Origin of the sequence: Streptomyces sp. NPDC006385, from assembly GCF_040612485.1 — a bacterium.
Taxonomy (GTDB): Bacteria; Actinomycetota; Actinomycetes; order Streptomycetales; family Streptomycetaceae; genus Streptomyces.
This window is the reverse complement of the sequence record NZ_JBEXQG010000025.1, coordinates 36,262-48,896: the sequence shown is the minus strand read 5'-3', so window position 1 is coordinate 48,896 and position 12,635 is coordinate 36,262. Positions and strand designations below refer to the sequence as shown.

The window sequence follows — 12,635 nt, the reverse complement described above, 5'->3', positions numbered from 1 at the left end:
CTGCCGGCCGCCCACGTCGAGCGGTTCGCCGTCGTCGGCATGGCCGGGCACTACCCGGGCGCCGCAGACCTGGCCGCCTTCTGGGAGAACCTCAAGGCGGGCCGCGACGCGGTGCGTGAGGTGCCGGCCGAACGCTGGGCGGAACCCGACGGCACCGGGACGTCGCGCTGGGGCGGATTCCTCGACGAGGTCGACCGGTTCGACGCCGCGTTCTTCCGGGTCCCCCCGCAGGAGGCGGAGATCACCGATCCGCAGGAGCGCTGGTTCCTGCGCACCTGCTGGGAGGCGATCGAGGACGCCGGATACACCCCGGCCACCCTCGCCGCCGCCAAGGGACCGCACCGCCGCCGCGCGGTCGGCGTCTTCGCGGGCGCGATGCACAAGGACTACACGCTCATCGGCGCCGAGGCGTCCGTGCCGGTGCCGCTCAGCCTGAACCAGGGGCAGATCGCCAACCGCGTCTCCTTCGTCTGCGACTTCCACGGCCCGAGCCTGACCGTGGACACCCTGTGCTCCTCCTCGCTGACCGCGGTCCACCTCGCTGTGCAGAGCCTGCGCCGCGGGGAGTGCGACGTGGCGATCGCCGGTGGCGTCAACCTCTCGCTGCACCCCGGGAAGTACCGCACCTACGGCATGGTCGGCATGCACTCCTCCGACGGGCGCTGCCGCTCCTTCGGACAGGGCGGTGACGGCTACGTCTCCGCCGAGGGCGTGGGCGCGGTCGTCCTGAAGCCGCTCGCCGACGCCGAAGCCGACGGGGACCACATCTACGCCGTCATCAGCGGGTCGGCCGTCAACCACGTCGGTGCCGTCAGCGGCTTCAGCGTGCCGAGCCCCGTCGGGCAGGCCGACGTGATCTCCGCCGCCCTCGCCGAGGCCGGTGTCGACGCCCGCTCCATCGGCTACGTCGAGGCGCACGGCACCGGCACCGCGCTGGGCGACCCGGTGGAGGTGCGCGGCCTGGTCACCGCCTTCCAACGGGACACCCAGGACACCGGCTTCTGCGCACTCGGCTCGGTGAAGTCCAACATCGGACACGCCGAGTCCGCCGCCGGGATCGCCGGACTGTCCAAGGTGGCGCTCCAGTTGCACCACCGGGTGCTCGTGCCCTCGCTGCACGCCGAGACCCCGAACCGGCTCCTCGACCTCGACAGCACCCCGTTCCGGCTCCAGCGCGAGACGGCCGACTGGCCGGCCCCGGCCGAGGGGCCGCGGCGCGCGGGGCTCAGCTCGTTCGGCGCCACCGGCGCGGGCGCGCACCTCGTTCTGGAGGAGTACGTCCCGGCCGAGCAGCCCTCCGCCCGGCCGGCCTCCCCGGGCCAGCCCGTGCTGGTGCCGCTGTCGGCTCGCAGCGAGGACCGCCTGCGCGAGATGGCCGCGCGACTGCGGGACGCGCTCGCCGCCCCCGGCGCCCCGTCACCGGCCGACACCGCCCACACGCTCCAGGTGGGCCGCACCGAGTTCCCCGTGCGCGTGGCGTTCGTCGAGCACGACACCGGACGGCTGCTGGACCGCCTGGACGACTTCGCCCGGCACGGGATCCGTCCGGAGCTTTCCGGCACCCCCCTGCACGACACGGCCCGCCGCTGGGCCGAGGGCGACCGGGTCGACTGGCCCGCACCGCACGGCACGGCCCGGCCGCGCCGGGTGAGCCTGCCCGCCTACCCGTTCGCGGGCGAGCGGTACTGGGTGCCCGCGCACGACCCGGGGCGCGCTACGAGGTCCGGGACGGACCTGGCCGCGGTGACGCCCGGGCTGGAAGAACGGCGTCCAGCGGCGCCCGTTGCCGCGCCTGACCCGGTCGTGGCGGCGCCCGCGGGGAAGGAAGATCCGCGCCCGTCGGCGCCCGCGGCGGTGGTGCCGGTGCCGCCGAGCGGGCTGCTGACCGTGCCGCACTGGACGCAGGCACCTGCCGCGCCCAGCGCGCCGGCCACGCCCGGCCGCGTCCTGATCCTTGCCGACGAGGCCGGAACACCGCTGGCCGACGCCCTGGCCGCGCACTACCGGCAGGCCGGCACCGACGTGACCGGACGCCCGCTCGACGGCCCCTACGACGTCGCCGGAGCCAGGCCGGACCGCGTGCACGTCGTGATCGGCCCCGACCGTGCGGGGCCCGGCACCGGCGGCGAGGCCGAACGCGCGGTGCTGCGCCTGGTCCGGGCGCTGGCACACGCTGCCCCGGACGTGCGCACGGACCTGTTCCTGGTCACCCACGACACCCAGTCGGTGGCCGGGGAGCCGAGCGGCACGCGGGGCGCGGGCCTGGCGGGGCTGGCGTACTTCCTGGCCCGGGACGGCCGCCGGTTCGCCGTCCGCAACCTGGACGTGTCGGCCGCCGACCTGACCGGCCCCGAGGCCCGTGCGGCGCTGGCCGCCGCCGTCGCCGCCGAACAGCCGGCCGCCGACGGGGAACTGGTCGCGCTGCGCGGCGGACGTCGCTACCGGCAGCAGGTCCGGCCGGTCGCGTCGGCCGAGGCGGCCGACCCGGCGCTCGCGGGCATCCGCCCGGGCGGCCACTACGTCGTGGTGGGCGGCACCGGCTTCGTCGGCCGGACCGTCGGCCGCCATCTCGTCGACCGCTACGACGCCAAGGTCGTCTTCGTCGGGCGCCGTGCCGAGGACGATCCCGAGGTGCGTGCCGCCCTGGCCGACGGCCGGATCGGCTACGTACGGGGTGACGTGACGGACGCGCGGCAGGCCCGGGAGGCGCTGGACGCGGCCCGGGGACTGCTCGGTGACATCCACGGGGTGGTGTTCGCCGGTGCCACGCGGATCACCGGGGCGCTGGTGGGCGTGGCCGATCTGGCGGAGGAGGAGTTCCGCGCGCACTTCGACGTCAAGGCCGCGGGCGCCCGCCACGTGTACGAGGCGGTCGTGGACCAACCGCTCGACTTCCTGTGCTACTTCTCCTCCGCGCAGGCCTTCGCGTTCGGCGGCGCGGGCACCCATCCCGCCTACGCGGCCGGTATCACCTTCGCCGACGCCTTCACCCGCGCCGTGGGCCGCACCGCCGCGTTCCCCGTCGGCGTCGTCAACTGGGGAGCCTGGCGCTCGTCGTTCGGCGACGCGGCCCGGAACTTCCCGATGCTCGGCTTCCTGGAGGACGACGAGGGCGCGGCCTGCTTCGACACCGCGGTCCGCCTGTTGCGGGCCGGCCGGCACCACCAGGTCATCGCCCTGCGGGTGCCCGCCGACCGCACGGGCCACACCGACGGCCGGACCGAGGCCGACGGCCGGCCCGACGCCGGCCGCGCGGCCGACGCGCTCCGCCCGGTACCGGCCGCGGTGGACCGGCGACCCGAGATCGAGCGGCTGCTGGTGGAGCGACTCGCGCGCACGCTGCGCGTGCCGACCGGTGAGCTGTCGCCCTCGGTGGCCTTCGCCGACCTCGGGGTCGACTCCATCACCGGTGCCGCGTTCGTCACGGAGATCGCTCAGGAGCTGGGCGTGGACGTGAACGCCGGTGCCCTGTACGAGTTCCCGTCCGTCGCACGGCTCTCCGGCCACCTGGCGGAGCTGGCCGCCGCTCGGGAGCCCGACGTACCGGCCCGGGACCGGGCCCCCGCGGGCGCCGCACACGGCACACCGCCCGCAGCCGACGGAGCCCCGGTTCCGGAGGACCTGATCGCGACATTGGAGGCACGTTTCGCGGCCGGTGAGCTGTCCGCGACGGAAGTGCTGGACCTGCTCGATGCCGAGCTGGCCACGGAGGAGCGACGATGAGCAGCAGCACGAACGTCCGGGACATCCTCGACCGGTATGCCAGGGGAGCCGTCGACGCCGAACAGGCACGCAGCCTGCTGGCCGCCGGCCGCCCGGACCCGGCCGCCGAACCCGTGCCCCCCGGCCCGGAGACCACCGGGACGCTGGACATCGCGGTGATCGGCATGGCCGGGCAGTTTCCCGGGGCGCCGGACGTCCGCACCCTGTGGCACAACCTCAGCGAGGGCCGCGTCGCCTACGGGGAACTGCCGGAGCACTACCGTGCGGGCGACGATCCCGGCACCTACCGCTGGGGCGGCGCGCTCGCCGAACGGGACTGCTTCGACCCGGAGTTCTTCGGCATCCGGCCGCACGACGCCGACCTGATGAGCCACCACCAGCGGCTGCTGCTCCAGGAGAGCTGGCACGCCCTGGAGGACGCCGCACTCGATCCCAGGGCGCTGGCCGGTTCGCGCACCGGCCTGTTCATCGGCGCCGAACCCACCGGCTACCCGCACGAGTCGTTCGTCGGCGCGTCGGACGCGCTCGTGGCCTCGCGGTTGTCCTACTTCCTCGACCTGCGCGGCAGCGCCCTGGTGGTCAACACGGCCTGCTCCTCCTCGCTGGCCGCCGTGCACCTCGCCTGCCAGAGCCTGCGCTCCGGCGAGTCCTCCCTCGCCCTGGCCGGCGGTGTCAACGCCGGCCTCGACGCGCGCGGACTGAACCTGCTCGTCGACAGCGGCGCGATGTCGCCGACCGGCGCCTGCCGCACCTTCGACGCCGACGCGGACGGCACGGTCTACTCCGAGGCGGTCGCGGTCGTCGTCCTCAAGCGGCTGGCCGACGCGGTGGCCGACGGCGACCACGTCCACGGTGTGATCAGGGCGACCGGGCTCAACCAGGACGGGGCGAGCAACGGCATCACCGCGCCTAACGGCGCCGCCCAGGAGGAACTGATCCTCGACGTCTACCGGCGCCACGGCATCCAGGCCGAGCGCATCGGATACGTCGAGGCGCACGGCACGGGCACCGCGCTCGGCGACCCGGTCGAGGCCAACGCGCTGGTGCGGGCCTTCCGGAAGCTGACGGACGCTCGCGGATTCTGCGCCGTCGGCAGCGTCAAGTCGTTCATCGGGCACACCGGTGCGCCCGCGGGCGTCGTCGGTCTGATCAAGGTGCTGCTGTCCATGCGGTACGGTCTGCTGCCCGGCATGCCCACCCTGCGCCGCCTCAACCCGCTGATCGGCTTCGACGACTCCGCGTTCGTCTCCGACCAGGGGCCCCGGCCCTGGCGGTCGCCCACCGGGGCCCCGCTGATGGCCGCCGTCAACTCCTTCGGCCACAGTGGCACCAACGCCCACCTCGTGGTCGAGCAGTACCTGCCGGCCGCCGCGCCGCCGGACGGGGACGACGGCTCGGCGCACATCGTCCCGCTGTCCGCGCTCGACACCGACCGGCTGCGCGCCCTCGCCCGCTCGCTGGCGGACCATCTCGCCGCGCCACTGGATCCGGCGCCCGCCGTGCGCCCCGCCGACGACGACCGGGTGCGCGCCGTGGTGGCGGAGGTCCTCGATGTCGCCGTACCGGACGTCGCCCTCGACGAGCGGCTGAACTCCTATGGCGTGCTGCCGGAGCAACTCGCCCGGATCGGCGACGCGCTGGAGGCGGTCACCGGCTTCCGGCCGGACGCCGGCGTGCTGCACGAGGGCACCACGGTCGGCGAGCTGAGCCGGCTCGCCGCCGCGCACGCCGCCGCGGACGGCGGGCCGGACGGCGGGGGCGAGGTCATGCAGGCGTCCGGGGCCACGGCCCCCCGCCCGCCGCGACTCGCCGACATCGCCCGCACCCTGCAGCTGGGCCGGGCGGCGCTGCCGGTGCGCGCCGCCCTGGTGGTCCACGACCTGACCGAACTGCTCGCCGGGCTGCAGGCCCTGGCCGACGGCCGCGAGCTGCCGGCGAACTGCTGGATCGGCGAGGCCGACACGCGCGGCGACGTGATCCGGCTGTTCGACGAGGACGAGCTGCGCGAGGCCGTGGGCAAGTGGCTGGACAGGGGCAAGCTCGCTCGCGTCGCCGAACTGTGGGTCAGCGGCGGCCCGGTCGACTGGCGCCGTCTCCACGGCCCCGGACCGGCCCACCGCGTCCCCCTCCCGGGGTACCCCTTCGCCAGGCACCGGCATGGCATCACCGCCGCCGACCCCGCACCGCGCACCTCCGCCTCCCCGGTGACGCAGCCCGCGACCGCGCCCGCACCCGGGTCGGAACCCGTGGCCGCGGCGCAGGACGCGACGGCGGTCGCCGCGCGCTCCGCGCAGGTCGCGCCGACCGCACCGCGCCCCGAGCCGGCCGGCCCGCCGGCGGCGGCGGGCGCCCGCGCGCCCGAACGGCTCGACCGGGCGATGGAGGAGCGGCTCGTCAGGATGGCCGCCGAGCTGATCGACGTGCCGGCGGACACGGTCGACGCCCGGGAACAGCTCGACCGCTACGGCATCGACTCCGTCACCCGTACCCGCCTCAACCACCAGCTCTCCGAGGCGTTCCCGGGAGCCTCCCGGACACTGTTCTTCGAGTACCCGAAGCCCGAGGGCGTGGCCTCCCACCTGGCGGAGCGGTTCCCCGACGTCTGCCGGGCCTTCCTCGGCTGGGACGGGACCGAGCCGGCCCCGTCCGGCACCGAGGCGGCACCCTCCGTACCGGAACCGGAGACCGGGCCCGTCCAGGCGCCGCCCGCCGCGGAGCAGGGGACGGACGGTGACGCCGCGACCGTCGCCGACGTCGTTCCCGGCGCGGTCACCGGAGGCGATGACGACGACACGGACCTCGTCGAAGACGACGGCATCGCGATCATCGGGATGAGCGGACGCTTCCCCGGTGCCGCCGGCCTCGACGGCTACTGGTCGCTGCTCATGGACGGACGCACGGCCGTCACCGAGATCCCGCCCAGCCGCTGGGACTGGCGTGAGCACTACGACCCGCGGCCCGAGGGCGCGGACTTCGTCCGCAAGAGCCACTCCAAGTGGGGCGCCTTCCTCGACGGGTTCGACGAGTTCGACCCGGAGCTGTTCCGGTTCACCGAGCAGGAGGCGCGCAACACCGACCCGCAGGTGCGGCTCTTTCTCCAGGAGTGCTGGAAGGCCCTGGAGGACGCGGGCTACGCCCCGTCGAAGCTGCCGGCCGAGACCCGCGGCCGTATCGGGGTCTTCGCGGGCGGCGCCAAGCACGGTTTCCAGCGCCTGGGTTCCGAGGGCCGGCTGGAGATGCCGCGCACCTCCTTCGGCGACATGGTGAACCGGGTCTCCTTCCAGTTCGACCTCGGCGGGCCCAGCGAGGCCGTCGACACCGCCTGTTCCTCGGCCCTGGTGGCACTGCACCAGGCCGTGGAGAACCTGCGCCGCGGGCGCTGCGACATGGCCCTCGCCGGAGCGGTCAACCTGTACCTGCACCCGTCGACCTACGTGGAACTCGCCACGGTCGGACTGCTGTCGGGCCGCTCCGACTGCGCCTCGTTCGGCAGCGAGGCGAGCGGCATCGTCCCGGGCGAGGGCGTGGCGGCGGTCGTCCTCAAGCCGCTGCGTGCCGCCCTGCGCGACGGCGACCCGGTGCGGGCCGTCATCCGCGGCAGCGCCGTCAACCACAACGGCCGGACCATCGGCTTCACCAGCCCCAGCGCCCAGCGGCAGGCCGAGGTGATCCGCGAGGCGCTGCGCGACGCGCGCGTCGACGCGCGCACCATCAGCTATGTCGAGGCCACCGCCAACGGGTCGGAGATCGGTGATGCGGTGGAGATGACGGCCCTCACCCAGGCGTTCGCCGACCGGGACGGCACACGTGGCGCGTACCGCGTCGGCTCGCTGAAGCCCAACGTCGGCCACGCGGAAGCGGCCTCCGGCATGGCCCAGCTGTTCAAGGTGGTCCTGGCCCTCCAGCACCGCACCCTGCCGCCGACGCGGCTGCCGCACGAGTTCAACCCGGCCATCGACTTCGAGCGGCTGCCCTTCGAGTTGTCCGGCACCCCGGCGCAGTGGGAACCGGTCGTCGTGGACGGCGTCCCCGTGCCGCGCAGGGCGGGCATCACCGGCATCGGCGGCGGCGGGACCAACGCCCACCTCGTCGTCGAGGAGGCGCCCGCCCCCGCCCCGGCCCGCCCGGGCCCGCGCGGCCCGGTCCTCGTGACGCTGTCCGCGCACACCGAGGAGCGGCTCGCCGTCCACGTCGACCAGTGGCTGGAGTTCCTGCGCGAGCGTCCGGCCGTCGGCCTGGACGCGATCGCCTACACCCTCCAGGCCGGCCGCACCGACCTCACCCACCGGCTGGCCGTGCTCGCCTCCGGCGTCGAGGAGCTGACCGGCCACCTGACGCGCTGGCGGCGCGGCCGGCCGGGCGACGCCGTCGTCTCCGGCACCGCCGGGCGGGTGGACACCGCCGCGGTGGACGAGGCGCTGGGCCGGCGCGACCTGCGCGCGCTGGCCGACCTGTGGGTCCGTGGCGCGGCGGTCGACTGGGAACGGTTGTACGAGGACGGTGCCCCCGGCCGCGTACCCGGCCTGCCCACCTACCCGTTCGAGCCCCGGCGCTGCTGGATCGACACCACCGCCGAGTCCGTGGCGTCCGCGTCCCCGGGCGGCACCGCCGCCGGGCACCCGCTGCTCACCTCGGCCGTGCCCCTCGCCGACGGCGGGGTCGCCCACAGCGGTGAGGTCTCGCTCGACACCCACCCCTGGATCGCCGACCACACCGTGTCCGGCACCGTGATCTTCCCCGGCACCGGATTCGTGGAGGCCGCGCTGCACGCCGGTCGGGACCTGGGCTGCGGGGAACTGGAGGAGCTGACCCTGGAAGCTCCGCTGGCCCTGTCCCGGACCGACCGGGTGCTGATCCAGGTCGTCGTACGACCGCCCGACGCCACCGGCCGCCGCGCCGTCGAGGTGCACTCGCGGCCCGCCCACCCGGGCGGGGCCGGCGACGCCGAGCCGGCGTGGACACGGCACGCCACCGGCGCCCTGGGAACGCGCGCCGCCGGACCGGACTTCGACTTCACCGCGTGGCCCCCCGCGGGGGCCGAGCCGCTGCCCGTCGACGGCTACTACGACACCATGGCCGCCGCCGGATACGCGTACGGTCCCTCCTTCCGCGCCCTGCGGTCCGTCTGGCGGCGCGGTGACGAGGTGTTCGCCGAGGCCGCGGCGACGGATGCCCACGACGCCGGCCGTTACGGACTGCACCCGGCCCTCCTGGACTCGGCCCTGCACGCCATGGGATTCGGCGCATTCGTGCGCGGCGGAGGCGGACTGCTGCCGTTCTCCTGGAGCGGCTGGCGGCTGACCGGCCGGGGCGCGGCCACCGTGCGGATCAGGCTCACCGCGGCGGGCACCGACGCGGTCTCCGCCCAGATCGCCGACTCCGACGGGCGGCCGGTGGCCGTGCTCGACTCCCTGGTGCTGCGCCCCGTCGGGGGCGAGAAGCAGGTCGGCCCGGTCCCCGTGCCCGACGGGATCTTCGAGATCGACTGGACCGTGCTGGACACGGCGGGGCACAGCCCGGGGCGGTGGAGCGTGGCCGGCCCCGACGACCTCGGCCTGGCGCCGGCGCTGCGCCGTGCGGGCGCCGAGGTGTCCGAACTGCCGGGCGACACGGGTTTGGTCTCCCTGGCCGCCGAGCCGACGGACGACCTGCCGGCCGCGCTGCGCCAGGCCACCGCCCGGGTGCTGTCAGAGGTGCAGCGGCTCCTGGCGGACGACAAGCGCGGCGCGGAACGCCTCGTCGTGGTCACCCGCGGGGCGGTCGCCACCCGGGTCGGCGAGGACGTCACCGACCTGGTGCACGCCCCCGTCTGGGGCCTGTTGCGGGCGGCACAGGCTGAGCACCCCGACCGGCTGCTGCTGGTCGACACGGACGGCACCGACGCCTCGCTCGCCGCGCTGCCCGCGGCGGTGGCCGCTGCCACGGCTGCCGAGGAGTCGCAGCTCGCGCTGCGGGCCGGCGAGGCACGCGTGCCCCGGCTGGCCCGGCTGGGCGCCGACGGAGCCCTGGTTCCGCCGTCCGACGGCGCCGCCTGGCGGCTGGACACGGTCGGCGCCGGAACGCTGGAGAACCTCGCGCTGGTGCCGTGGGCGGCCGCCGACGCCCCGCCCGCGCCCGGCCAGCTGCGGGTCGAGGTCCGCGCCGCGGGCCTGAACTTCCGCGACGTGCTCGGTGCGCTCGGCATGTACCCCGGTGACCTCACCCTCGGTGCCGAGGGGGCGGGCGTGGTCACCGCCGTCGGCCCCTCCGTCGACGGATTCCGCGTCGGTGACCGGGTCATGGGGGTGTTCCCCAGCGGCCTGGGACCGGTGTGCGTGGCCGACGCGCGCACGGTCGCGCCCATCCCGGACGGCTGGTCGTTCGAGCAGGCCGCCGCGGTTCCGGTCGCGTTCGTCACCGCGTACTACGGCCTCGTCGATGTCGGGGGGCTGCGCGCCGGTGAGTCCGTGCTCGTGCACGCCGCCGCGGGCGGTGTCGGGATGGCCGCCGTCCAGCTCGCCCGGCACCTGGGTGCCGAGGTGTTCGCGACCGCGAGCGAGGGCAAGTGGGACGCCGTCCGGCAGCTCGGGGTGGGCGACGACCACCTCGCCTCCTCGCGCGACCTCGGCTTCGCGGACCGGTTCCTGGAGGTGACCGGAGGCCGCGGGGTGGACGTGGTGCTGGACTCGCTCGCCCGTGAGTTCGTCGACGCGTCGCTGCGGCTGCTGCCGCGCGGCGGCCGGTTCGTCGAGATGGGCAAGACCGACATCCGCGACGCACAGGAGGTGGCCACCGCGCACTTCGGCGTCCGCTACCGCGCATTCGACGTGGTCGATGCCGGACCGCAGCGGATCGGCGAGATCCTTCGGGAGATCCTCGGCCTGTTCCGGGAGGGTGTCCTCACCCACCTGCCCAGGATCCACTGGGACCTGCGGCGCGCGCCCGAGGCGTTCCGGTTCATGAGCCAGGCCCGGCACATCGGCAAGATCGTGCTGACGGTGCCCCGGCGCCCGGACCCGAGCCGTACCGTGCTGATCACCGGCGGCACCGGCGTGCTGGGCGGGATGCTCGCCCGGCACCTGGTGACCGAGCGCGGTGTACGCCACCTGGTACTGCTCAGCCGGCGCGGCCCCGAGGACCCGTCGGCGGCCGGGCTGACCCGTGAACTCACCGCCGCCGGCGCCGAGGTGACGGTGGTGGCGTGCGACGTGGCCGATCGTGAGCGGCTGCGGCAGGTCCTGGACGCCCTGCCCGCGGAGCATCCGCTCGGCACCGTGGTGCACACGGCCGGCGCGCTCGACGACGGCGTCTTCGACGCGATGACGCCCGAGCGGCTGGCCACGGTGCTGCGGCCCAAGGCCGAAGGGGCGCTGAACCTGCACGAACTGACGCGGGAGAGGGACCTCGACGCCTTCGTGCTGTTCTCCGGGGCGGCAGGGGTGCTCGGCAACCCGGGCCAGTCCAACTACGCGACGGCGAGCTGCTTCCTGGACGCGCTGGCCCAGCACCGCAGGGCGCACGGACTGCCCGGCACCTCACTGGCCTGGGGCTACTGGGAGCAGGCGACCGGCCTGACCCGGCACCTGACCGAGGGCGACACCGGGCGGATGGCCCGCGGCGGCCTGCTGCCGATGTCCACCGAGCAGGGGCTCGCGCTGTTCGACACGGCGTGCGGCGCCGACGTGCCGTTGCAGGTCCCCATGCGGCTGGACCTCGGCGCGCTGGCCGACCAGGCCGACGCGGGGCAGGGACACCCCCTGCACCGCGGCCTCGTCCGCACCGCGCGGCGTCCCGCGCCCGCCTCGCGGGAGGCCACGCCCGACCGCCTCGCCGGGGCGTCGGAGGACGAACGGCGCGCCGCGCTGCTGGACCTGGTGTGCGACGAGGTGGCGGCCGTGCTGAACGCGGACCCGGCCACCGTCGGCCCTGGCACCGGGTTCGTCGAACTCGGCCTGGACAGCCTGACGGCGGTCGAGCTGCGCAACCGGTTGAACCGGGTCACCGGCCTGCGGCTGCCCGCCACGCTCGTCTTCGACCACCCGGCCCCCGGCTCCCTCGCCGACCACCTCGCCGACCGCATCGCCCGCACGGCCCGTTCCCCCCGGCGGACCTCACCGGAACCCGAGGCCTCGGCGGGCTCCGGCACCGCCGATCCGACCGGCCCGGCGGACACCGGACCGGCCCCGGCGGACACCCCGGCGGACACCACAGCGGACCCGGCGGCCGTCCCGGCCACGGAGCCCCCGGCAGCGGCCGGAGCGCCGGCCCCGGGCGGCCACGCCGAGGTGCGCCGGGCGCTCCTGCGCGGCCAGGACCTCGACCGGATCGGCGCCGTGCTGGAGTTCGCCTGTCGCGACACCCGAGGGCTGACCGAACTCGCCGAGCACCACCCGGAGTTGCTGGTCCACGGCGTCACGCCGGACAAGGAACTCGTCGATCAGGCCGCCCGCTCGCTGCCCGAGCGGGGACTGGACGACCGCGTGGAGCTGATCGCGGCGGACGAGACGCTGGAGCCCGTACCGGGCCGGTACGACGTGGTGTTCGCCGTGCACGGATGCGTCCGCGTCCAGGACAAGCGGGCGCTCCTCGCCCACCTCGACGCGGCCGTCGTGGACGGCGGCGACCTGCTGCTCGCGGACTTCGTCTGCACCCTGAGCGGCGACTTCGTGAACGAGCAGGCGGGGATCGCCGTACCGACCGCGCGGACCTGGGCCGACCAGTTCGCCCGCAACCGGTTCGTGATCGACGAGGTCACCTCGTACGACCTCACGCACCCCGATCCCGACCTGGCCGGACCGCTGCAGCGGGGCTGGGTCGTCCACCGCCTGTTCCGGCTGCGGAAGCTGTCCTCCGCCACGCACGAGGAGCGGCTCCGGCTGAACCTGGCACACCTGGCCGACACCGCCGCGCACCCGCGCGACGCCCGGAACTGA

2 protein-coding genes (1 of these 2 running past the window's edge) are annotated in these 12,635 nt (G+C 75.5%); both read left to right on the top strand.

The annotated features are described in order from the left end of the window. Window positions 1-3,723 carry the 3' portion of an amino acid adenylation domain-containing protein gene (locus tag ABZ078_RS20640; RefSeq protein WP_356577240.1) on the top strand. 19,668 nt of this gene lie to the left of the window's left edge, so 3,723 of the gene's 23,391 nt are visible here — the last part of the coding sequence; its start codon lies off the left edge, out of view; the stop codon is at window positions 3,721-3,723. Beyond that, window positions 3,720-12,635 carry an SDR family NAD(P)-dependent oxidoreductase gene (locus tag ABZ078_RS20635; RefSeq protein ID WP_356577238.1) on the top strand — a complete coding sequence of 2,972 codons (8,916 nt, stop codon included), beginning with the start codon at window positions 3,720-3,722 and terminating at the stop codon, window positions 12,633-12,635. The genes ABZ078_RS20640 and ABZ078_RS20635 overlap by 4 nt, the downstream gene beginning before the upstream one ends.